We start from the raw sequence: 20,084 nt of genomic DNA, 5'->3' as shown, positions 1-20,084 counted from the left end.
CGGTAGACCGAGATCCCATACAGGAGCCCACCAGCATGAGCAGCAGCCCCAGCGAACGTAACGGCGAACGCACCGGCGCACCCGACGATTCCTTCCACGTCTTCGACACGACGCTGCGCGACGGCGCGCAGCGTGAGGGCATCAACCTCACCGTCGCGGACAAGCTGACCATCGCACGGCACCTGGACGACTTCGGCGTGGGCTTCATCGAGGGCGGCTGGCCCGGCGCCAACCCCCGGGACACGGAGTTCTTCGCCCGCGCGCAGGAGGAGATCGACTTCCAGCACGCGCAGCTCGTGGCGTTCGGCGCGACCCGCCGCGCCGGCGCCAAGGCCTCGGAGGACCCCCAGGTCAAGGCCCTTCTCGACGCCGGAGCACCGGTGATCTGCCTGGTCGCCAAATCCCATGACCGGCACGTCGAACTGGCGTTGCGCACGACCCTCGAAGAGAACCTGGAGATGGTCCGCGACACCGTCTCCCACCTGGTCGCCCAGGGCCGCCGGGTCTTCGTCGACTGCGAGCACTTCTTCGACGGCTACCGCGCCAACCCGTCCTACGCGAAGGCGGTCGTGCGGGCCGCGCACGAGGCGGGCGCCTCCGTCGTCGTGCTCTGCGACACCAACGGCGGCATGCTGCCCGCCCAGGTCCAGGCGATCGTGCACACCGTGCTCGACGACACCGGCGCCCGGCTCGGCATCCACGCGCAGGACGACACGGGCTGCGCCGTCGCCAACACCCTCGCCGCCGTTGACGCGGGCGCCACGCACGTGCAGTGCACGGCCAACGGTTACGGCGAGCGGGTCGGCAACTCCAACCTCTTCCCGGTCGTGGCGGCCCTGGAGCTGAAGTACGGCAAGAAGGTGCTGCCCGAGGGCGCGCTGAGCGAGATGACGCGGATCTCGCACGCCATCGCCGAGGTCGTGAACCTGACGCCCTCGACCCACCAGCCCTACGTAGGGGTGTCGGCGTTCGCCCACAAGGCGGGCCTGCACGCCTCCGCGATCAAGGTCGACCCGGACCTGTACCAGCACATCGACCCCGACCTGGTCGGCAACCGCATCCGGATGCTGGTCTCCGACATGGCCGGCCGCGCCTCCATCGAGCTCAAGGGCAAGGAGCTCGGCGTCGACATCTCCGGCGACCGCGAGCTGGTCGGCCGGGTGGTGGAGCGCGTCAAGGACCGCGAACTCCAGGGCTACACCTACGAGGCCGCCGACGCCTCCTTCGAACTTCTCCTGCGCGAGGAGGCCGAGGGCCGGGCCCGCCGCTACTTCAGGGTCGAGTCCTGGCGGGCCATCGTCGAGGACCGCCCCGACGGCAGCCACGCCAACGAGGCGACCGTGAAGCTGTGGGCGAAGGGCGAGCGCATCGTCGCCACCGCGGAGGGCAACGGCCCGGTCAACGCCCTCGACCGGGCCCTGCGCGTCGGCCTGGAGCGGATCTACCCGCAGCTCGCCAAGATGGAACTGGTCGACTACAAGGTCCGCATCCTGGAGGGCAAGCACGGCACGTCCTCCACCACCCGCGTCCTGATCTCCACGACGGACGGCGCGGGGGAGTGGTCCACGGTGGGCGTCGCCGAGAACGTCATCGCGGCGTCATGGGGAGCGCTGGAGGACGCGTACACGTACGGCTTGCTCCGCGCGGGAGTCGAACCGGTCGAGTAACCGAACTGAGCCCCTCCGGCGATTGAGGAGCGGGGTCCGGGGCAGAGCCCCGGGCCCCGGCTACAACAGCGTCCACTTCTGATTGGCGGCCCCCGTACAGGCCCAGAGCTGCGTAGCCGTACCGTCAGCCGAGGAATTCCCGGTCACATCAAGGCACTTGTCGGCGCCGGCGTTGACCAGGTCCCCGGAGGACGCCTCGTACCGCCACTGCTGCGCCGCACTCCCGTTGCAGTCGTAGAGCTGCACCTTCGCCCCGTCGGCGGTCGAACCCCCGCTGACGTCGAGGCACTTGCCGAGCGCCCGCACCGTCCCGTCGGCGCGCACGGTCCACGCCTGGTTCGGCGACCCGGTGACGCACGACCAGATCTGGGCGACCGCCCCGTTCGCCGTCGAGCCGTCCCGCACGTCCAGGCACTTGCCGCCGAGACCGTGCAGGGCGCCGGTCCGGTCCGTCCCGCCGGCCTGCGTCCCGCTCCACGTGAACGTCGCCGAGGTCTTGCCCGGCAAGGAGTAAGTGACGTGCTGGCCACCCCAGTTCAGCGTGACGTCCTTCGCGCCCGACGCGTCGTTGTAGGCGATGAGCGCCTTCGAGCCGTCGGTGTTGCGCCAGGCGACGTTCGGTACGGCGCTCGATCCGGTGGAGGCGATCCGGGACGCGCCCGGCCGCACGAACTTCGTCAGGTGACCCATCGTGTAGTACTCGATGTTGTAGTCGACCTGGCCGCTGCGCGCGTCCCCGTTGTGGACGGTGATCAGCCCGTCGCACGTGCCGCAGCCGCCGTTGTGCGGACCCCGGTTCTGGTCCACGGCCAGCGACCACTTCGTCACCGACTTCGCCCAGTTGCGGGTGTAGTCGATGAGGTTCATCATGTCCTCGCGCTGCTGGTTGGCGATCCAGGTGCCGCCGGAGTGCTCGGTCTGGAAGGCGTCCAGCTGCGGGTACTTGGTGTGGATCTCGGTCTGCTTGGCGACGTCGCCGCCGTAGCCGTGCCAGGCGATCCCGCCGAAGTTCGGGTGGGCGCGCACCGCCGCGTCGTCCACGGTCGGCGCCGCGTAGGCGTCGTAGGTGTCCCAGTTCCAGTCGTGCGCGAGGACCTTGGTCCTCAGCCCGGCGCCCGCCAGCTTCGGCAGCAGCTCGCTCTTGGTGAAGTACGCGAGCCCCGAGCCGTTCCAGCTCATCGAGGGGTAGCCGGAACAGCAGGTCGGCTCGTTCTGCGCGGTGACGTAGTCGATGGGGACGCCGGCCGCCTGGTACGCCTGGATGTACTTCACGAAGTAGGTGGCGTACGCCCCGTAGTTCTCGGCCTTCAGCCAACCGCCGTTGAGCTGCCCGCTGTCCTTCATCCAGGCGGGCGCGGTCCACGGCGAGGCCATCACGGTGGCGGCCGGGTTGAGCTGCTTGGCCTGCTTGGTCAGCGGCAGGACGTCGGCCTGGTCGTGCGCGATCGAGAACTTCGCCAGCGACGGATCGCTCTGCCCGGCCGGCACGTCGTCGTACGTGTACCCGAAGCGGGCGAGGTCCGAGCCGCCCATGGGGTTGCGGACGAAGGAGAGCCCGATGCCCTCGGTCGGCGAGAACAGCTTCTTCATCGTCGCGTCACGGGTGGCCCCCGACAGGGCGCCGCTGCTGTTCATCAGCCAGGCCGCGGTGTCCGTGAAGGAGGCGCCGCCGCCCGTGAAGGTCTGGTAGCGGGTGTTCTCGTCGACGGTGATCACGGTGCCGCTGCCGCCGGTACCGGGCGTGAACGAGACCGGGGCCTGCTGTTGCAGGCCCCGCGTGACGTGGCGGCCACCGCTGTCGTCGGTGGTGGTGAGGTGGACGGTGACCTGCTCGCCCGCGGCAAGCGCCGGGCTCGCGCCCGCGCCCGCGAGCCCGACGGTGGTCAGCGCCCCGGCCATCAGCAGCCGCAACAGGGTGGGGGGTCGCAACAGGGTGGGGGGTCTTGTGGGGGTGCGCACGATGCCTCCTGTGTCCCGACAGTCAACGCTCATGGCTTATTTCAAGACGTGAGTTAAAGGCGGTTCCATGTCCACGTCAAGACTTCACGTCGCGAACACCCCAACCCGCCATTCACACCCCGGCTGGGTTAGCGTCAAGGTATGAGGCCCTCCCTCGCAGCCCTCGCCGCTCCGCTGCTCGCCCTCGCCGCTACGTTCACCGTCACGCCCGCGGCTTTCGCCGCCTCGGACGTCTCCACGGTGGCGGACGCCTTGGAGAAGGGGCCGGTATACGTCGATCCGACCCTGGCCAAGGGCCTGACCTCGGCGGACATCGACGCGCTCGAAAAAAAGATCAAGGACGCGGACAAGCCGGTGATGGTGGCGGTGCTGCCCGCCGACTTCCCGAAGCAGGACCTGTTCAACAACCTCCGTACGAAGACGGGCGTCGTCGGTGTGTACGGGGTGCGGCTCGGTGACGCCTTCGACGCCCGCGCCGACCATCAGGTCATGTCGGCCGACGCCGTTCACAACCTGACGACGAGTGTGCGCGGCGAGCCGGTGAAGCGGCAGCTCGACGACTTCGTGAGCACCGCCGTCCGCACGGCGAGGGGCTCGGCGCCCTCCTCCTGGGGCGGCGGCGGTGGCGATGACGACGGCGGTGTGCCGGTGGGCGCCCTGATCGGCGTCGGCGCGGTCGTCGTGGCCGGTGGCGCGGGCGTGTACGCGCTGACCCGGCGCAACCGGCGCCGCCGCGAGGAGGAGCAGCGCCAGGCCCTCGACAGGCTGCGGGTCGTGGTCGACGAGGACATCACCGCGTTCGGCGAGGAGTTGGACCGGCTCGACTTCCACCCGGCGGAGGCGGGCGCCGACGACGCGATGCGCGCGGACTACGAGCGGGCGCTCGACGCGTACGAGAAGGCCAAGCAGTACATGGCGGCGGCCCAGCGGCCCGAGGACGTCCGGGGCGTCACCCAGGCGCTGGAGGACGGCCGCTACTCCCTGGCCCTGCTGGCCGCCCGCCGCGAGGGCCGCCCGCTGCCCGAGCGCCGCGTCCCGTGCTTCTTCGACCCGCGTCACGGGCCGTCGGTCCAGGACGCCGAGTGGACGCCGCCGGGCGGGGCGCCCCGCGAGGTCCCGGTCTGCGCGGCGGACGCGGCCCGGCTGCGCGACGGGGCCGAGCCGCTGGTGCGTACGGTCGATGCCGGGGCGGGCGAGCGCCGCCCGTACTACGACGCGGGCCCGATGTACGGCCCGTGGGCCGGCGGCTACTTCGGCGGCGGCATCCTGCCGGGTCTCCTCTTCGGCACGGTGCTCGGCTCGATGATGTCGAGCCCGGCCTACGCGGCGGACTACGGCTCCGGATACGGCGACTTCGGCGACGGCGGTGGTGACTTCGGCGGCGGCGACTACTCCGGCGCCGACTTCGACTCGTCGGACTTCGGCGGCGGTTTCGGCGACGGCGGTGGCGGTGACTTCGGCGGCGGCGGTGGGGGCGGCGACTTCGGGGGCGGCGGGTTCTGACCGCCCCCCCCGGGCGGCCCCCGGTGCTCAGTTGCGGCTGAGCGCCCGGGTGACTCCGGCCAGGACGGTCGTCGTCAGGACCCAGCCGAGGGCGATCAGCACGTACGCGAGTCCCTGGACGCCGCCCTCGGCCCAGTGCCAGCCGTCCCGCTGGCCGAACCCGCCCACCGGGATCAGCAGGTCGAGGGTGTACGCGACCGGGTTGAAGGGCGCGCCCTCTCCCTTCTTGTTCGGCAGCGGGGTATGGGTGTGGAAGACCAGTGAGCCCAGCAGGGTGAGCATGACCAGCCAGATCCCGGCGATCCACGGCCGGTAGCCGTAGCCGACGGTCGCTTCAAGGAGCAGCCCCCACGCCCGGCCCAGCGGGCGTTGCGTCGCCCGCCGCCTGCGCTCCCGCACCAGCAGGACCCGCCGGGCCTCGTCCTCGTGGCCCAGCTTCCGGTAGTACGCGGCCAGCTGCTCGTACGGCTGTGGTGTGAACGCCGACTGCAGCCTCAGCCACGCCAGCCGGTTCGCCGTGTCCTCGCGCTGGGTGGCCCCCGTCAGCTCCATCCAGTCGTACAGCAGCCCGTCCAGACCCAGCGGCGCGCGCCAGGTGGCCGGCCGGTCCTGGATGCGGGTTGCCCGCGCGTTGCCCAGGTTCACACCGCCCGCGGGAGGCCGGGCGAACCGCAGGTCGAGCGCCTCCACCTGTGCCCCGACCACCATCAACGACGAGCCCGTGCCCATGAGTTCGGCCTCGTGGAACGAGAGCAGGTCGTCGATGCGTGCCCCGCGCAACCGCACCCGCCCCTCGGCCCGGAACCCCTGGTGCAGCCGGACCGTCGACGCCCGCAGCGCGTCCCCGTTGAAGGCGATCTCCTCCGGAGCGACCCCGGTGATGTGCGCCCCGTCCATCCACAGCCCCCCGGGCAACTCGGCCCCGGGGAACAGTACTTGGCCCTCCGCCACGAACCCGATCTTGCAGAACACCCCGCCCTGCATGACCAGACCGCCCGCGTGCAGGGCGATCCCGTCGGTCGCCACCAGATGGGCCCGGTCGAGGATCAGCCCGCCCGCTATGTGCGTCAGCGTGACGTTGACGGCACCCCGGCGCCCGCCGGTGATCCTGGAGCCCCGCAGGTCGAGCCGGCCCCCGATCTGCGCGGTCGGCGCCACGAATCCGGGCAGCTCGCAATCCGTGACCGAGAACGCGAGGGTCGTCGTGCCCTCCAGCGTCATCGGCCCGTCGAACCGGCACCCCTCGAACCGTACGAGCCGCCTGATCTCGGCCCCGTCCAGGGCGAGGGCGCCGCGTACGTGGGCGCCGCGAAGTACGTACGGCTCGGACCCCGCGTCCGGGTCGAGAATCGCCCGCCGGACACGCTCGGCGTCGACGCTCCGCTCAGGGGCGGGTGGCATGGTTGCGCAGGAACGCGGTCCAGGTGTCGGGGGTGACGGTGAGCACGGCTCCGGTGGCGGGGTCGTTCTTGGAGTCGCGGATGTGGATGGCGGTGGCGTGGGTGGCGACCTCCAGGCAGTTGCCGCCGTTGTCGCCGCTGTAGGTCGACTTCCGCCAGTCGCAGGCGACTTCGAGGCAGTTGCCGCCTTCGCTGCCGCTGTACGTCGACTTGAACCAGTCGAGCCCGAAGGGTGCTGCGCTGCTCATCGCTCTCCTAGCATTTCGTCCAGCAAGTGCGCGCTCTCCGCTGGAGACAGTGCCTGTGACCGCAGCATTCCATACTTCAGTTGGTAGATACTCACCTCGCTGGGATCGTCGACGACGCTGCTCACGCGCTGGCCCTCCAGGTAGGCCACGAAGTCGTGATCCGGGTTCTCCAGCAGCTCCAGCGGGCCATCGAGTCCCGCGTGCGGCGCTCGGTCGGTGGGCATGACCTGGAGCCCCAGGCAGTCGAGTTCGCTCAGTGCCAACAGGCGCTGGATCTGGTCCCGCATGACGTCGGGGCCACCGATCGGCCGGTTGAGGATCGACTCCTCCAGGATGAAGGTCGCGCCGGGCGGATTCTCGCGCTCCCACACCCTCTGCCGCTCCAAGCGGCCCACGACCCAGTCGTCCAACATCCCCCGTCCGATGGGCGGATAACGGCAGTTGAAGACGGCCCGCATGTACTCCTCGGTCTGCAGCAAGCCGGGCACGACCTGAGTCTCGTACGACTGGATCGACACAGCCACCTGTTCGATCTCTACCAGGTCAGCCACCAGCACCGGGAACTTCTCCCGCGCCGGTACCTTGGCGACGGCCACGGCCAACGCCCCTTTGGTATCGAGGAGTTCGTCAATGCGGCCCGCCAGACAGAGGTCGACCGGGCGACGCCCCTGCTCGATCGACGCCATCTTGTCGTGGCTGACGCAGAGCTGATCGGCTAGGCCCGCCTGCGTCACCCCCGCGTACCGCCGAAAATGGGCGATCTGTGCCCCAATGGCGTGCCACGAAGTCACTCGCTTCTTCATACGCGGACCGTTCCCCTCTCGCACCCACCCCGACCAGCGCGGACTCGTACAAACGCAGATGTACGACCTGCCGCGCTGCCCCCACGAACCGCCCCCATAGAAGGCTGCGCGTCATGGAACAACTGCCGTACCGGCGCGAGGCGTTCTACCGCCGCGAACGCACATCGATCCCGGCGGCCCGCGCGTTCACAGCCTGGGCGTTGCGGGATTGGCGCGCAACCGAACGCCTTGACGATGCACTCTTGTGCGTAAGCGAGTTGGCGACGAACGCGCTGCTGCACGGCGTGCCGCCGGGGCGGGGTTTCCGGCTGCACATCGGGATGTGTGCGGACGGGGTCATCAGGATCGAGGTGCAGGACAGCGGCGACGGCACGGTCGAGCCCGGCGCACCGCGCCCCGAGGCCGAAGGGGGCCGCGGGCTGCTCCTCGTAGCCGCGCTGGCGGACAAGTGGGGCACGGAGGCGCGGGTGCCGGGCAAGAGCGTGTGGTGCGAGTTCGGACCTCAGTGACGTGGGGAGCCGGACTCCAGCTCCTCGGGGCGGGGCTTGGGGATGCGGGCGCCTTCCCCGTACATCCAGCGCGACAGAACGACCCGCATCCGCCGCACCCCGCGCTGGTCCCCGGCGGGCAGCGGCGCCGGCTCCTCGTGCTGGGTCAGCCGGTACAACTCCTCGCGCGGCAGCGGCTCGTGCAGCTCCACGTACTCCCCGTGCGGGAGGCGCTTGATGACGCCGGTCTCGCGGCCGTGCAGCACCTTGTCGCGGTCACGGCGCTGCAGGCCCAGGCAGACCCGCTTCGTGACGACGTACGCGAGGACGGGCCCCGCGATCAGTGCCACCCGGGCGAACCACGTGATGGCGTTGACGGAGAGGTGGAAGTGCGTGGCCCAGAGATCGTTCGCACCGGCCGCCATGGCCACCAGGAACCCGGTCAGCCAGCCGACCCCGAGCCCCGTCCGGACGGGACGATTGCGGGGCCGGTCCAGGAGATGGTGTTCGCGGCGATCGCCGGTGATCCACGACTCGACGAACGGCCACACGCCGATGAGGACGAGCCAGAGCGGGAACGCGACGAACGGGACGAGGATGCCGAGGTTGAGGGTGTGGCCCCACAGGACGAACTCCCAGCCGGGCATCGCCCGGACCAGGCCCTCCGCGAACCCGAGGTACCAGTCGGGCTGGGCACCCGTGGAGACCTGGTCGGGGCGGTAGGGCCCGTACAACCAGAGGGGGTTGACCGACGCGATCGCCGCGATCGCCGCCACCACGCCGAAGACGAGGAAGAAGAAGCCGCCCGCCTTTGCCACGTAGACGGGGAAGAACGGCTGGCCCACGACGTTCTCCTCGGTCTTTCCGGGGCCGGGGAACTGGGTGTGCTTGTGGTAGAAGACGAGGATCAGGTGGGTGACGACGAGCGCCGCCATGATGCCGGGCAGCAGCAGAATGTGCAGCGAGTAGAAGCGGGCCACGATGTCGGTGCCCGGGAACTCGCCGCCGAAGAGGAAGAACGACAGGTACGTCCCCACGATCGGGACGGAGAGCGTCATGCCCTCGATGAGCCGCATGCCCGCGCCGGAGAGCAGGTCGTCGGGGAGCGAGTAGCCGAGGAGGCCCTCGAAGAGGGCGATGAGGAGCAGCAGCCAGCCGAAGAGCCAGTTCAGCTCGCGGGGCTTGCGGAACGAACCGGTGAAGAAGTGCCGCATCATGTGCACGAACATCGCCGCGACGAAGATCAGCGCCGCCCAGTGATGGATCTGCCGGATGAGCAGCCCGCCGCGCACGTCGAAGCTGATGTCGAGCGTCGAGGAGTACGCCTCGGACATCCGCACGCCGTTCAGCGGGACGTAAGCGCCGTTGTAGGTCACCTCGTTCATCGACGGATGGAAGAAGAGGGTGAGGTAGACGCCGGTCAGGATCAGGATGACGAAGGTGTAGAGGCAGACCTCGCCCAGCAGGAACGACCAGTGGTCGGGAAAGATCTTCCGTAGGTACTTGTGGCCGAGGCCGTGGACGCCCAGTCGGCCGTCGGCCCAGTCGGCCACGCGTTCGCCCGCCGTGGGCGCCGGGGACTCCTCGGCGCGGGTGGTGCTGTCGGACATGACTGCCTCCCGTCGGTGCTCACAGCCCTGACAGCCGGGGAGGGCCGGGATGTGACACCGGACGGGGGTTGTGTGAGGCACGTCACGCGCGCGGGCGCGGGCCACGACGAGTCGGCGGCCACGCGTCTCGCGGCCGCCACGACTCGCTGATCACCCGGAGGGGTCAGGCGTTCCTGATCGCCGAGATGTCGAAGTTCAGCTTGATCTTGTCGGAGACGAGGACACCGCCGGTCTCCAGCGCGGCGTTCCACGACAGGCCCCACGCGGAGCGCAGGATCTCGGCCTTGCCCTCGAAGCCGACGCGCTCGTTGCCGAACGGGTCCTTCGCGGAGCCGTTGAACTCCAGGTCGATGGTGAGCGGCTTGGTGGTGCCGAGGATCGACAGGTCACCCGTGATGCGGTAGTCCGAGCCGCCCAGCGCCTCGGTGGACGTCGTACGGAACGTCATCGTCGGGAACTCGTCGGTCTTGAAGAAGTCGGCGCTCTTCAGGTGGCCGTCCCGGTCGGCGTTGCCCGTGTCGATGCTGTCCATCCGGACGTCGAACGACGCGGTGGACTTGGCCGGGTTCTCACCGTCCAGGTGCAGCTCGCCGGTGAAGTCGGTGAAAGCGCCCTTCACGTTCGTCACCATGGCGTGCCGGGCGACGAAGCCGAGGGTCGTGTGCGCGGGGTCGACCGTGTAGTCGCCGGTGACGGCGGCCAGAGCGGGGTCGACCGCGGCGGCGCCGGCCGGGGTGGTGTCGGTGGTGGTCTCGTTCTTGCGGTTGAAGATGCCCATGACGTGCTCCTTGGGGACGGGTCGGCACGGTGGGTGCCGGGCAAAGTTGAACGTTGAACTATCAACGAGAACGACTCTAGCGCGACAATGTTCAACTTTCAACATCAAGCGTTGCGTGTCTCCACGATTACGCCACGTTCATTACGTTGGCGCTCTTCCGGACGCGCGTAGAACCCGGGATCATCTCCCTGCTCCACCTGCACCACAGCCGTCTCCCCCTCAGCACGGTCAACAGCAGGAAGGGAACCCCCATGCGCATCCGCTCGGCGCTCACCGCGCTCGCGCTCGCCACCGGCGCCCTCGTCGCCCCCGGCTTCGGCGTCCTCACCACCGCGACCGACGCCTTCGCCGTCACCAAGATCACTCACTCCACCGCGACCTCGATGTTCAGCTCGGTCGGTGTCACCTGGTCGTCGTCGGGTGGCTGCTCGAACCGGAACAACTCCACCTGTACCTCCTTCGACCAGCTCAACCTCGCCACCGCCCAGGGCGCGCAGACCCTCAAGCGCGCCACCGGCTGCGCGCTCAACATCACCGGCGGCACCGAGACCGGCCACGCGAGCGGCACGTACTCGCACTGGAACGGCTACAAGCTCGACTTCGGCAAGAACACCTGCGTCACGAACTACGTCAAGAACACCTTCACGTACATCGGACTGCGCGGTGACGGCGCTCCGCAGTACAAGTCGGGCTCCGGCAACATCTACGCCGACGAGGGCAACCACTGGGACGTCCTCTACTACAACTGCGGCGGTTGCTGAGCGCCCCCACGCGCCTCAGCGCGCGGCGAGGCGCTCCATGAGGGCGGCGCCGCGCGCCAGCAACTCCCGCTCGTCGCCGGTCAGTTCGGCCTCGATGGCCTGAGCGAGCCAGCCGGCCCGGCGGCCGCGCTCCGTTTCGAGCGCGGCCCGTCCGGCGTCGGTGAGCTCCACCAGGGACTTGCGGCCGTCCGTGGGGTGCGGGCGGCGGGTGATCAGGCCCTGCTCCATCAGCAGGCCCACGGCGCGGGCCATCGACTGGGGGCGTACGCGCTGGTCCGTGGCGAGGTCGCTGGTGGTCATGGCGCCCTCGCGGTCCAGGGCCCCGAGGACGGCGACCTGCCCGAGCGGGATCTTGTCCTCGTGCTTCACGCGCCGCGTGAGCTTGCCCATCGCGGTACGCAGTTCGGCGGCGACGGCGGCGGATTCCGGGGTGGGCATAGGGAACTTTAACCCGCCGATACCCAGCGGAACTGCTCAGCCGACCTGCGCAGTCAAGGTGCGCAGCGTGGCTGAACAGACATGCTGAACAGCAGAACTGAACAGCATTGCTGTAGAGTCCTTCCGTGTCGGGCTCAGCGCCAGCGTCGTCGCAGCCGGGGCCCGGCCCGTGACCACGTGAAGGAACTCCCATGCCCGCACAGGCAGTTGAGTCCGGTTCCCAGCCCGGCGCCGGCGCGTCCGGCAAGGACACCACCATCCGTTCCGTCGCCGCCCGCGCCGTCCTCGACAGCCGCGGCAACCCCACCGTCGAGGTCGACGTCGTCCTCGCCGACGGCTCCCTCGGCCGCGCCGCCGTCCCCTCCGGCGCCTCCACCGGCGCCCGCGAAGCCGTGGAGCTGCGCGACGGCGACCCGCTGCGCTGGCACGGCAAGGGCGTCGACCGCGCGGTCGCCCACGTCCGGGACGAGATCGCGGCCGCGGTCACCGGCCGCGACGCCGACGACCAGGCGGCCCTCGACGCGGCGCTGGTCGCGCTCGACGGCACGCCCACCAAGTCCCGGCTCGGCGCCAACGCCCTGCTCGGCGTCTCCCTGGCCACCGCCAAGGCCGCCGCGGCCGCCCACCGGCTGCCCCTCTACCGCTACCTCGGCGGCTCCGACGCCCGCGTCCTGCCGGTACCGATGATGAACATCGTCAACGGCGGCGCCCACGCCGACAATCCGCTGGACTTCCAGGAGTTCATGATCGCGCCCGTTGGCGCCGCGACCTTCGCCGAAGCCGTCCGGATGGGCTCCGAGGTCTTCCACACCCTGCGCCGCGACCTGCTCGCCGCGGGCCACTCCACGGGCGTCGGCGACGAGGGCGGCTTCGCGCCCGCGCTGCGCACCGCCGAGGAGGCCCTCGACTTCGTCCTGGCCGCCGTCGAACGCGCCGGATACCGGCCGGGCCAGGACATCGGCCTCGTCATGGATCCGGCGTCGTCCGAGTTCTACCGCGACGGCGTGTACGCGTACACGGGTGAAGGAGTACGCCGCACCTCCGCCGAGCAGGTCGACTACCTGGCCAGGCTGATCGACGCCTACCCGGTGGTCTCCGTCGAGGACCCCATGGCCGAGGACGACCTCGACGGCTGGCGCGAACTGACCGCCCGCGTCGGCGCCCGCTGCCAGCTCACCGGCGACGACGTGTTCTGCACGAACGAGACGCTCGTACGCGAGGGCATCCGCACCGGGGTCGGCAACGCGGTCCTGGTCAAGGTCAACCAGATCGGTACGTTGACGGAGGCGCTCGGCACGGTCTCCGCCGCGCGGCGGGCCGGCTGGGCGGCGGTCATCTCGCACCGCTCGGGCGAGACCGAGGACACGACGATCGCCGACCTGGCCGTCGCCACCGGCTGCGGCCAGATCAAGACGGGCTCGCTGTCCCGCTCCGACCGCACGGCCAAGTACAACCAGCTCATCAGGATCGAGGAGGAGCTGGGCGACGCGGCCGTGTACGCGGGCGCCTCGTGACGCGCGACGGGACGTGGGGCGAGCCCCGGAAGCGCCCACACTCACCATGACGGACGGTCCGGTGTGAGGCGTATCTCACCGCCGGGCTTTGTATGACCCCGACAAGCCGACAGGGTTCTGAGCAGTGGCTTCACCTGCATAAGGGCAGGGTTCTGTTCAGGGCTACCAGGAAAACGAGCCGGAGACTGTGCGAAGTCGACGGTCCGTTTTCCTTGGTCGGCTTCGTAAGGTCACTACATGACCGTTTTGGACGACACTGCCTCAGCCCCTGGGGACGAGCCCACCGACGCCCGCGGGCGCGTGGCCGAGCTGCACGCGATCCGTGAGCAGGCTCTGCGTGGACCGAGTGACCGGGCGACCGAGGCCCAGCACGCCAAGGGCAAGCTGACGGCGCGTGAGCGTATCGAGCTGCTCCTTGACGAGGGGTCGTTCAAGGAGGTCGAGCAGTTGCGCCGGCACCGGGCGGTCGGTTTCGGCCTGGAGGCGAAGAAGCCGTACACCGATGGTGTGATCACCGGCTGGGGCACGGTCGAGGGCCGGACGGTCTTCGTCTACGCGCATGACTTCCGGATCTTCGGCGGTGCCCTGGGCGAGGCGCATGCCACGAAGATCCACAAGATCATGGACATGGCGATCGCGGCGGGTGCGCCGCTGGTCTCGCTGAACGACGGCGCGGGCGCCCGTATCCAGGAGGGTGTCTCGGCGCTGGCCGGCTACGGCGGCATCTTCCAGCGCAACACCAAGGCGTCCGGTGTCATCCCGCAGATCAGCGTGATGCTGGGCCCGTGCGCGGGCGGCGCCGCCTACAGCCCGGCCCTGACCGACTTCGTGTTCATGGTCCGTGAGACCTCGCAGATGTTCATCACCGGCCCCGACGTCGTCAAGGCGGTCACGGGTGAGGAGATCACCCAGAACGGTCTCGGTGGCGCGGACGTCCACGCGGAGACGAGCGGCGTCGCGCACTTCGCGTACGACGACGAGGAGACCTGCATCGCCGAGGTCCGTTACCTCCTGTCGATGCTCCCGCAGAACAACCGCGAGAACCCGCCGACCACCGCCTCCGACGACCCGGCGGACCGCCGCGGCGACGTCCTCCTGGACCTGGTCCCGGCCGACGGCAACCGCCCCTACGACATGACGAAGGTCATCGAGGAGCTCGTCGACGACGGCGACTACCTGGAGGTCCACGAGCGCTGGGCCCGCAACATCATCTGCGCGCTGGCCCGCCTGGACGGCCAGGTCGTCGGCATCGTCGCCAACCAGCCCCAGGCACTCGCCGGCGTCCTGGACATCGAGGCCAGCGAGAAGGCGGCCCGCTTCGTCCAGATGTGCGACGCCTTCAACATCCCCATCGTGACCCTCCTGGACGTGCCCGGGTTCCTGCCCGGCGTCGACCAGGAACACGGCGGCATCATCCGCCACGGCGCGAAGCTGTTGTACGCGTACTGCAACGCCACCGTCCCGCGCATCTCCCTGATCCTGCGCAAGGCCTACGGCGGCGCCTACATCGTCATGGACTCCCAGTCCATCGGCGCCGACCTCACCTACGCCTGGCCCACCAACGAGATCGCCGTCATGGGCGCCGAAGGCGCCGCCAACGTCATCTTCCGCCGCCAGATCGCCGACGCCGAAGACCCCGAAGCCATGCGCGCCCGCATGGTCAAGGAGTACAAGGCCGAACTCATGCACCCCTACTACGCGGCCGAACGCGGCCTGGTCGACGACGTCATCGACCCCGCCGAAACCCGCGAGGTGCTCATCCGCTCCCTGGCGATGCTCCGCACCAAACACGCCGACCTGCCCTCCCGCAAGCACGGCAACCCGCCGCAGTAACGGCGCCCCGCCGACCTAGTCGTAGGAGACCTGCCCCATGTCCACTCCTGACATCCGTGTCGAGAAGGGCCACGCCGAGCCCGAGGAAGTAGCGGCCATCACCGCGATCCTCCTCGCCCGCGCCGCCTCCACCCCCGAGGCCCCGGCCCACCGCGGCCGCCACACCCGCGCGGGCTGGCGCCGCCTGGAGCGCGAGCCCGGCTTCCGCGCCCCGCACAGCTGGCGCTGAGCGTCCCTCTCCGTACGCCCGCGGCCCCGCCCTCCTCCTGGAGAGCGGGGCCGCGGGCGTACGCGTCAGTGGATGGTCACCCGCGTGCCGGGCCGGCGCAGAACACCGGGATCGTCCGGCACGACGCAGGCGTTCAGCTCCAGTTCGCCGTGTACGTGGGGGAAGGGCTCGGCGGTCGCCAGCCACGCGGCCACGTCGATGTGGGAGAGCTGAAGGCTGCGCAGGCGGGGCAGGGTGGACAGCGCCCCGATGCCCGGCGGCAGACAGATGGTGTCCCCGGACAGATACACGTACAGGATCTCGGGGTGGCCGGTGACGAAGGTCAGCTCCGTGCCAGGGCCGGCCCCGAACACCGAGAGATAGCCCAGAGCCGGCGGCAGCGACAGGCTGCCCAGGTCGGGCATGTCCTCCAGCACGAACGACAGCGCCGCAAGCCGGTCGAAACGGCCCAGGACCTCCTGGCCCGTCACCGGCCCGTACGACATCACCGAGAGCGAGACCAGGTTCGGCTGGGCGGCCAGCGGGGACAGGTCGGCGCCGCCGAGCACGTCCCGCACGTCGAGGGTGTGGAGCTCCGGCAGCCCCTCCAGCGCCGTGAAATCCGAGAACGGGTAACTGATGTACAGCTCCGCCACGGACGGCAGCCGGGACAGGGCACGCAGCTGAGCGGCGTGGGTGACGTGCAGAGCGACCCCGCTCAGTGGCAGCGTGGCCAGCACGGCCTCCGCGTAGGCGTCGGCGTCGAAGTACCCCCAGGCCGAGACGAGTGCCTCCAGGACGACGGGCCGCTCGTCGCAGGAGTACTCGGTGAGCAGCGCCAGCGCCTCCCGCCCGCCGATGAGCGCGGCCGTGCGCACCGTCTGCACCGCCGCTCTCGCCGTCAGCTCACCCAGCGACCGGGGGAGCTTCCTGAGCAGCCCCGTTCCCACGGCGGCCAGCGCCGGCGGATCGGTCGACCGCCGCGCGGGCAACAACTTCTCCACCGCGCTGTCCAGCCGCCCGGCCAGCTCCTGGGAGATCTCCGGCAACGTCTCCTGGCAGGCCGCCGCGAGCAGCCGCAGCCGCCGTGCGTGCCGGGGCTCACGCTCCGCCCGGTCGAGGATCCCGTCCAGCAGCTCCTCCCGCTGGGGCCGGTTGGCGTGTCCGGCGGCCATGACGATGGTCTCCCGCCACAGATCGAGGTGGGCGCGCTCGACCAGATTGCCGACGCGGTCCTCCTCGGCGGCCTCCTTCGCGGCGAGATACTCCTGGAACGTGCGGTGGACGAAGTCCAGCCGCCCCTGCGCGGGGGAGCGCAGCACCCCTGAGCGGCCCCGCAGCTGCTCCAGCACCCCCCGTCCGTCGGGGCTCTCCAGATGCCGCATCCCGGCCAGCTTGCGGGCCACGTACGACTCGGCCTGCTCCAGCGGGATCTCACTGCGGTTGTTGTCCGAGAGCCGCCAGGCCAGGTCCCTGAGCAGGACCAGCTTGTCGGCGAGGCTCAGCGGGCTGTCCACCGAACTCGGTACGGCGCGGTCCGCGTCCCGCTCATGCACCAGGGTGTGCAGCGCGCTGCGGTACAGCTCCATCCGATCGCGGGGGAGCCGGCTGCCCCGGTCCAGGTGCATCGCGCACAGCATCGACGCGAGCAGGGGCGTACCGGCCAGCGACTGGAGGTGGGCCCGGTCCTTGAGGCTCGCCAGCAGCGACTGCTCGTACCGCGGCAGCTCCTCCACCTTGCACGGCAGCTCGTCGGCCAGCTCCCGTACGGCCAGATGCCACTGCCGTACGAACGCCGCGAGATCCGACGGTGTCATGCGGTCGATCTGGAGCGCGCTGAACTCCTCGCGGCGCAGCCAGTCCGCCCCGGCCGCCGCGGGCCGTGAGGTCACCACCACGCGGATGTTCTTGTACGTGCGCAACAGGGCCCGCAGCCAGTCCCGCACCGCCCGCCGCTCCGCGTCCAGGAGTTCGTCCACCCCGTCGATCAGCAGCAGCACCTTGCCGTCGACGAGCTGTCGCTCCACCCAGCCCCTCGGCATGACCCCGGTGATCGTCCGGGCCACTCCGTCCAGCATCTCCTCCGGAGCCGGAAGCGCTTCACCGCTGTACTCCCGCAACTTCACGAAGACGGGGACGAGGCCGTTCCAGTCGCTCAGCGCACCCTCGAAGGCGCCCCGCGCCGCGGTGATCGCCAGCCAGCGCAGCAGGGTCGTCTTGCCCGATCCGGCCTCGCCGCGCAGCAGCACCCGCGACGCCCCGCCGAGCGCCGACTCCACGCGCATCCCCGAGCTCTCGGCACCGCCGCGCTCCTCCCAGTCGCTCATCCCGGGCCGCACGAGCGGCAGCGAGCGCCGGGCGGGCGGGCGCTTCCCGTCGTCCCGCATGGCCCGCAGGCTCACGTACGCCACCGAAAGGCGGGCCGGCGCCGTCGCCCTCTCGGAGGCCCGGCGGAACAGCTCCACCTCGTCGAGGGACTCGCTCACCAGCCCCATGTACAGCCGCCGGAACCCCGCGTCCTGATCCGTCCCGTCCGGCGCGAACAGCGACCGGTCCGGCAGCCGCTCCAGGACCCGGGCGACCTCGGCCCCCAACGACGTGGTCCGGGCCAGAAGTTCACCCGCCACCCGCTCCTCGAACACCGGCAGGCTGCGCACCACACTCACGTAGTACTCACAGCACTCCGCGAACAGCAGCCGGTAGAAGCGGCCCTCGGCCTCGCCGAGCCCCACCGGCTCCGGCACCCCCCGGGTGATCCGCCGCACCAGCTCCGCCGCGTTCGCGTCCGCCGCCAGCACGGCCTCGTCCGACAGATCGGCCCGCGCGAACGTGTCGGCCACCCCGTCGATCGCGGCCTGCCGCCCGGCGGCGTCCAGACCTTTGAACTCCCGCGCGAGGAACGGCTCCACACGCGCCGCGACCGCGTCCGCGATCTCCTCGAACTGCCGCTCCACGCTGCGTTGCAACCGCAACCCGGGCACCTTCAGACGGATGAGCTCCGACATCGGCAGCGCCCGTTCCTGAGAGCGTCGTTTCCCGCCCAGCCACAGCCCCACCGCCGACTTCGCGACCGTCTGCCCGAGCCGTAACGCCGCCAGCTCCGCGCTCATCTGCACTTCCCCCCAGAAGACGTACTCCGGACAACGCACAACCGCCGAGGCCCCAAACGGGACCCCGGCGGCCGAAGAAACAGGACAGGTAGCTGCTACCGCAGCCGCGCCATCAGCGCGTGCTCCACCAGCGTGATCAGCGACGACTTCGCGTCGGCGCGGTGCCGGGCGTCCGTGGTGATGATCGGGGTGTCGGGGCCGATCTGCAGCGCCTCGCGGACCTCGTCGGGGCCGTAGGGCTGGTTGCCGTCGAAGCCGTTGAGGGCGATGACGAACGGCAGGCCGGAGTTCTCGAAGTAGTCGACGGCCGGGAAGCAGTCGGCGAGGCGGCGCGTGTCGACGAGGACGACGGCGCCGATCGCGCCGCGCACCAGGTCGTCCCACATGAACCAGAAACGGTCCTGGCCCGGCGTGCCGAACAGGTACAGGATCAGGTCCTGGTCGAGCGTGATGCGGCCGAAGTCCATGGCGACCGTCGTGGTCGTCTTGTCCCCGGTGTGGGTCAGATCGTCGATGCCCGCGGACGCGGACGTCATGACGGCCTCGGTGCGCAGCGGGTTGATCTCCGAGACGGCGCCGACGAATGTCGTCTTGCCGACGCCGAAGCCGCCCGCCACCACGATCTTCGCGGACGTGGTGGAGCGACTTTGAGCAACCGGCCCTCCGCTAGAGCTTGCGAAGTCCACTGAGCACCCTTTCGAGCAGTGTCACGTCTGGCTGGCCGCCGGCGTTCTCGTCGCCGCCGGGCTGATGGATGGCGACCAGGCCCGCCTCCGCCAAGTCGGCGACGAGAATCCTGGCCACGCCGAGGGGGATGGTGAGCAGGGCCGAGATCTCGGCCACCGACTTGATCTCTCGGCAGAGGTTGCAGATCCGCTGGTGCTCGGGCAGTTGGCCCTGCAACTGGTGCGGCTGCGCGGTGGTGTGCACCAGCGCCTCGATGGCGAGCTGGTAGCGCGGCCTGGTGCGGCCGCCCGTCATGGCGTACGGGCGCACCAGGGGATTGTTCGCAGCAGGGGGCCTCGCGTCAGAACGCGGCTGCGGCTGCACAGGCTGGATGCGCGGCGCCGACGGCTGGTCGTAGGGACCTGGCTGCCGGACCGGCCGCGCGTGGCTCGGCGTGGAAGGGAAGTTGTACCGGTTCTGCGAACCGTCGCCATGCCCCGCGCCTGGCTGACCCTGACCCTGGGCAGGGCCGTAGGGCGGCCAATGGGCCGACGAACCGCTCGGGGGTGTTGCTGAACCAGACACGTACTCCTCCTCCGACTGCGCTGGGCACCATCACTGTGGAGCCGCGTCCCGAAACTTTACGGCCACGGGACGCGAAAACGCACCGTCTGTCTGCTAGTTGAGAAGGCTTCCCTGAAGCTCCGCACGCAGGTCGGGCGTGAGAACCGTGCCCGCGCGGTCGACAAGAAGTGCCATCTCGTACCCAACGAGGCCAATGTCCGCCTCCGGGTGTGCAAGGACGGCAAGAGAAGAACCGTCGGAGATGGACATGATGAAGAGGAATCCTCGCTCCATCTCCACAACTGTCTGGTTCACCGCGCCGCCCTCGAAGATGCGGGAGGCACCCGCGGTCAACGAGGTCAGTCCCGACGCGACGGCCGCCAGCTGGTCGGCGCGGTCGCGGGGGAACCCTTCGGACATCGCCAGAAGGAGTCCGTCGGCGGAGACCACCACCGTGTGGGACACCCCGGGGGTGTTGTCCACGAAGTTGGTGATCAACCAGTTCAGGTTCTGTGCCGCCTGGCTCATCGGGCT

The 20,084-nt window shown here is 70.2% G+C and carries 18 protein-coding genes; 7 read left to right on the top strand and 11 right to left on the bottom strand.

Translation table 11 applies throughout. The features are described 5' to 3' along the window. Positions 1-35: 35 nt before the first annotated feature. Positions 36-1,667 (top strand): citramalate synthase, encoded by a 1,632-nt coding sequence (cimA, locus tag ACZ45E_RS16070; RefSeq protein ID WP_468221187.1) that lies wholly within the window; start codon positions 36-38, stop codon positions 1,665-1,667. A 60-nt stretch (positions 1,668-1,727) separates the two neighbouring features. Here the strand turns inward: cimA and ACZ45E_RS16065 are convergent, their stop codons facing one another. Continuing rightward, positions 1,728-3,566 (bottom strand): RICIN domain-containing protein, encoded by a 1,839-nt coding sequence (locus ACZ45E_RS16065; RefSeq protein ID WP_468221428.1) that lies wholly within the window; start codon positions 3,564-3,566, stop codon positions 1,728-1,730. A 201-nt stretch (positions 3,567-3,767) separates the two neighbouring features. On the opposite strand from ACZ45E_RS16065, the gene ACZ45E_RS16060 reads away from it, so the two are divergent. After that, positions 3,768-5,129, top strand: a complete 1,362-nt coding sequence (locus tag ACZ45E_RS16060) for a hypothetical protein (protein WP_468221185.1) — start codon at positions 3,768-3,770, stop codon at positions 5,127-5,129. A gap of 27 nt (positions 5,130-5,156) precedes the next feature. Here the strand turns inward: ACZ45E_RS16060 and ACZ45E_RS16055 are convergent, their stop codons facing one another. The 3 genes from ACZ45E_RS16055 to ACZ45E_RS16045 are packed head-to-tail and all read right to left on the bottom strand — an operon-like array spanning position 5,157 to position 7,580. Beyond that, positions 5,157-6,530 (bottom strand): oxidoreductase, encoded by a 1,374-nt coding sequence (locus ACZ45E_RS16055; protein WP_468221183.1) that lies wholly within the window; start codon positions 6,528-6,530, stop codon positions 5,157-5,159. Then, positions 6,514-6,777, bottom strand: coding sequence for a DUF397 domain-containing protein (locus ACZ45E_RS16050; protein WP_468221181.1), 264 nt, complete (start codon positions 6,775-6,777; stop codon positions 6,514-6,516). The genes ACZ45E_RS16055 and ACZ45E_RS16050 overlap by 17 nt, the downstream gene beginning before the upstream one ends. Continuing rightward, a complete protein-coding gene (locus ACZ45E_RS16045; RefSeq protein WP_468221179.1) occupies positions 6,774-7,580 on the bottom strand; it encodes a helix-turn-helix domain-containing protein in 807 nt (268 codons plus the stop codon). The genes ACZ45E_RS16050 and ACZ45E_RS16045 overlap by 4 nt, the downstream gene beginning before the upstream one ends. Positions 7,581-7,684: 104 nt before the next feature. Between ACZ45E_RS16045 and ACZ45E_RS16040 the strand changes: the two genes are divergently transcribed. Beyond that, complete coding sequence (locus ACZ45E_RS16040; RefSeq protein WP_468221426.1) at positions 7,685-8,089, top strand: ATP-binding protein; 405 nt, start codon at positions 7,685-7,687, stop codon at positions 8,087-8,089. Here ACZ45E_RS16040 and qcrB read toward each other — a convergent pair. Then, positions 8,083-9,678, bottom strand: a complete 1,596-nt coding sequence (qcrB, locus tag ACZ45E_RS16035; protein WP_468221177.1) for a cytochrome bc1 complex cytochrome b subunit — start codon at positions 9,676-9,678, stop codon at positions 8,083-8,085. The two genes, ACZ45E_RS16040 and qcrB, sit on opposite strands and share 7 nt — an antisense overlap. 163 nt (positions 9,679-9,841) lie before the next feature. Then, the gene (locus ACZ45E_RS16030) at positions 9,842-10,456 is read right to left on the bottom strand and encodes a YceI family protein (RefSeq protein ID WP_468221175.1); all 615 of its coding nucleotides are present in this window, start codon (positions 10,454-10,456) and stop codon (positions 9,842-9,844) included. Between the two features lie 251 nt (positions 10,457-10,707). Between ACZ45E_RS16030 and ACZ45E_RS16025 the strand changes: the two genes are divergently transcribed. Then, positions 10,708-11,217: a hypothetical protein gene (locus ACZ45E_RS16025; protein ID WP_468221172.1), complete on the top strand. Its 510-nt coding sequence runs from the start codon at positions 10,708-10,710 to the stop codon at positions 11,215-11,217. Positions 11,218-11,232: 15 nt separating this feature from the next. Here the strand turns inward: ACZ45E_RS16025 and ACZ45E_RS16020 are convergent, their stop codons facing one another. Further along, positions 11,233-11,655 (bottom strand): MarR family winged helix-turn-helix transcriptional regulator, encoded by a 423-nt coding sequence (locus ACZ45E_RS16020; RefSeq protein ID WP_468221170.1) that lies wholly within the window; start codon positions 11,653-11,655, stop codon positions 11,233-11,235. Positions 11,656-11,846: 191 nt separating this feature from the next. On the opposite strand from ACZ45E_RS16020, the gene eno reads away from it, so the two are divergent. From eno to ACZ45E_RS16005, 3 genes are all read left to right on the top strand, one after another. Further along, on the top strand, positions 11,847-13,169 hold the full coding sequence (gene eno / locus ACZ45E_RS16015) for a phosphopyruvate hydratase (RefSeq protein ID WP_468221168.1): 1,323 nt from the start codon (positions 11,847-11,849) through the stop codon (positions 13,167-13,169). 237 nt (positions 13,170-13,406) lie between these two features. Then, positions 13,407-15,002, top strand: a complete 1,596-nt coding sequence (locus tag ACZ45E_RS16010) for an acyl-CoA carboxylase subunit beta (protein ID WP_468221166.1) — start codon at positions 13,407-13,409, stop codon at positions 15,000-15,002. 37 nt (positions 15,003-15,039) lie between these two features. Next, on the top strand, positions 15,040-15,231 hold the full coding sequence (locus ACZ45E_RS16005) for an acyl-CoA carboxylase subunit epsilon (RefSeq protein WP_468221164.1): 192 nt from the start codon (positions 15,040-15,042) through the stop codon (positions 15,229-15,231). 65 nt (positions 15,232-15,296) lie between these two features. Here the strand turns inward: ACZ45E_RS16005 and ACZ45E_RS16000 are convergent, their stop codons facing one another. From ACZ45E_RS16000 to ACZ45E_RS15985, 4 genes are all read right to left on the bottom strand, one after another. Further along, positions 15,297-18,320 carry an NACHT domain-containing protein gene (locus tag ACZ45E_RS16000; RefSeq protein WP_468221162.1) on the bottom strand — a complete coding sequence of 1,008 codons (3,024 nt, stop codon included), beginning with the start codon at positions 18,318-18,320 and terminating at the stop codon, positions 15,297-15,299. Between the two features lie 95 nt (positions 18,321-18,415). Beyond that, the gene (locus ACZ45E_RS15995; protein WP_356494527.1) at positions 18,416-19,006 is read right to left on the bottom strand and encodes a GTP-binding protein; all 591 of its coding nucleotides are present in this window, start codon (positions 19,004-19,006) and stop codon (positions 18,416-18,418) included. Further along, on the bottom strand, positions 18,987-19,571 hold the full coding sequence (locus ACZ45E_RS15990) for a DUF742 domain-containing protein (RefSeq protein WP_468221159.1): 585 nt from the start codon (positions 19,569-19,571) through the stop codon (positions 18,987-18,989). Before ACZ45E_RS15990 ends, ACZ45E_RS15995 begins: the two co-directional genes overlap by 20 nt. Positions 19,572-19,664: 93 nt before the next feature. Continuing rightward, positions 19,665-20,078 carry a roadblock/LC7 domain-containing protein gene (locus tag ACZ45E_RS15985; protein WP_026057603.1) on the bottom strand — a complete coding sequence of 138 codons (414 nt, stop codon included), beginning with the start codon at positions 20,076-20,078 and terminating at the stop codon, positions 19,665-19,667. Positions 20,079-20,084: the final 6 nt, after the last annotated feature.

The sequence above is a fragment of the Streptomyces sp. NPDC030991 genome, assembly GCF_055571235.1.
Note: the sequence above shows the minus strand (reverse complement) of the source record. Positions and strands in the feature narration are given on the sequence as shown.

Coding starts and splice junctions, on each gene's coding strand:
- cimA (WP_468221187.1), top strand. CDS start 36: ATGAGCAGCAGCCCCAGCGAACGTAACGGCGAACGCACCGGCGCACCC.
- ACZ45E_RS16065 (WP_468221428.1), bottom strand. CDS start 3,566: ATGGCCGGGGCGCTGACCACCGTCGGGCTCGCGGGCGCGGGCGCGAGC.
- ACZ45E_RS16060 (WP_468221185.1), top strand. CDS start 3,768: ATGAGGCCCTCCCTCGCAGCCCTCGCCGCTCCGCTGCTCGCCCTCGCC.
- ACZ45E_RS16055 (WP_468221183.1), bottom strand. CDS start 6,530: ATGCCACCCGCCCCTGAGCGGAGCGTCGACGCCGAGCGTGTCCGGCGG.
- ACZ45E_RS16050 (WP_468221181.1), bottom strand. CDS start 6,777: ATGAGCAGCGCAGCACCCTTCGGGCTCGACTGGTTCAAGTCGACGTAC.
- ACZ45E_RS16045 (WP_468221179.1), bottom strand. CDS start 7,580: ATGAAGAAGCGAGTGACTTCGTGGCACGCCATTGGGGCACAGATCGCC.
- qcrB (WP_468221177.1), bottom strand. CDS start 9,678: ATGTCCGACAGCACCACCCGCGCCGAGGAGTCCCCGGCGCCCACGGCG.
- ACZ45E_RS16030 (WP_468221175.1), bottom strand. CDS start 10,456: ATGGGCATCTTCAACCGCAAGAACGAGACCACCACCGACACCACCCCG.
- ACZ45E_RS16025 (WP_468221172.1), top strand. CDS start 10,708: ATGCGCATCCGCTCGGCGCTCACCGCGCTCGCGCTCGCCACCGGCGCC.
- ACZ45E_RS16020 (WP_468221170.1), bottom strand. CDS start 11,655: ATGCCCACCCCGGAATCCGCCGCCGTCGCCGCCGAACTGCGTACCGCG.
- eno (WP_468221168.1), top strand. CDS start 11,847: ATGCCCGCACAGGCAGTTGAGTCCGGTTCCCAGCCCGGCGCCGGCGCG.
- ACZ45E_RS16010 (WP_468221166.1), top strand. CDS start 13,407: ATGACCGTTTTGGACGACACTGCCTCAGCCCCTGGGGACGAGCCCACC.
- ACZ45E_RS16005 (WP_468221164.1), top strand. CDS start 15,040: ATGTCCACTCCTGACATCCGTGTCGAGAAGGGCCACGCCGAGCCCGAG.
- ACZ45E_RS16000 (WP_468221162.1), bottom strand. CDS start 18,320: ATGAGCGCGGAGCTGGCGGCGTTACGGCTCGGGCAGACGGTCGCGAAG.
- ACZ45E_RS15985 (WP_026057603.1), bottom strand. CDS start 20,078: ATGAGCCAGGCGGCACAGAACCTGAACTGGTTGATCACCAACTTCGTG.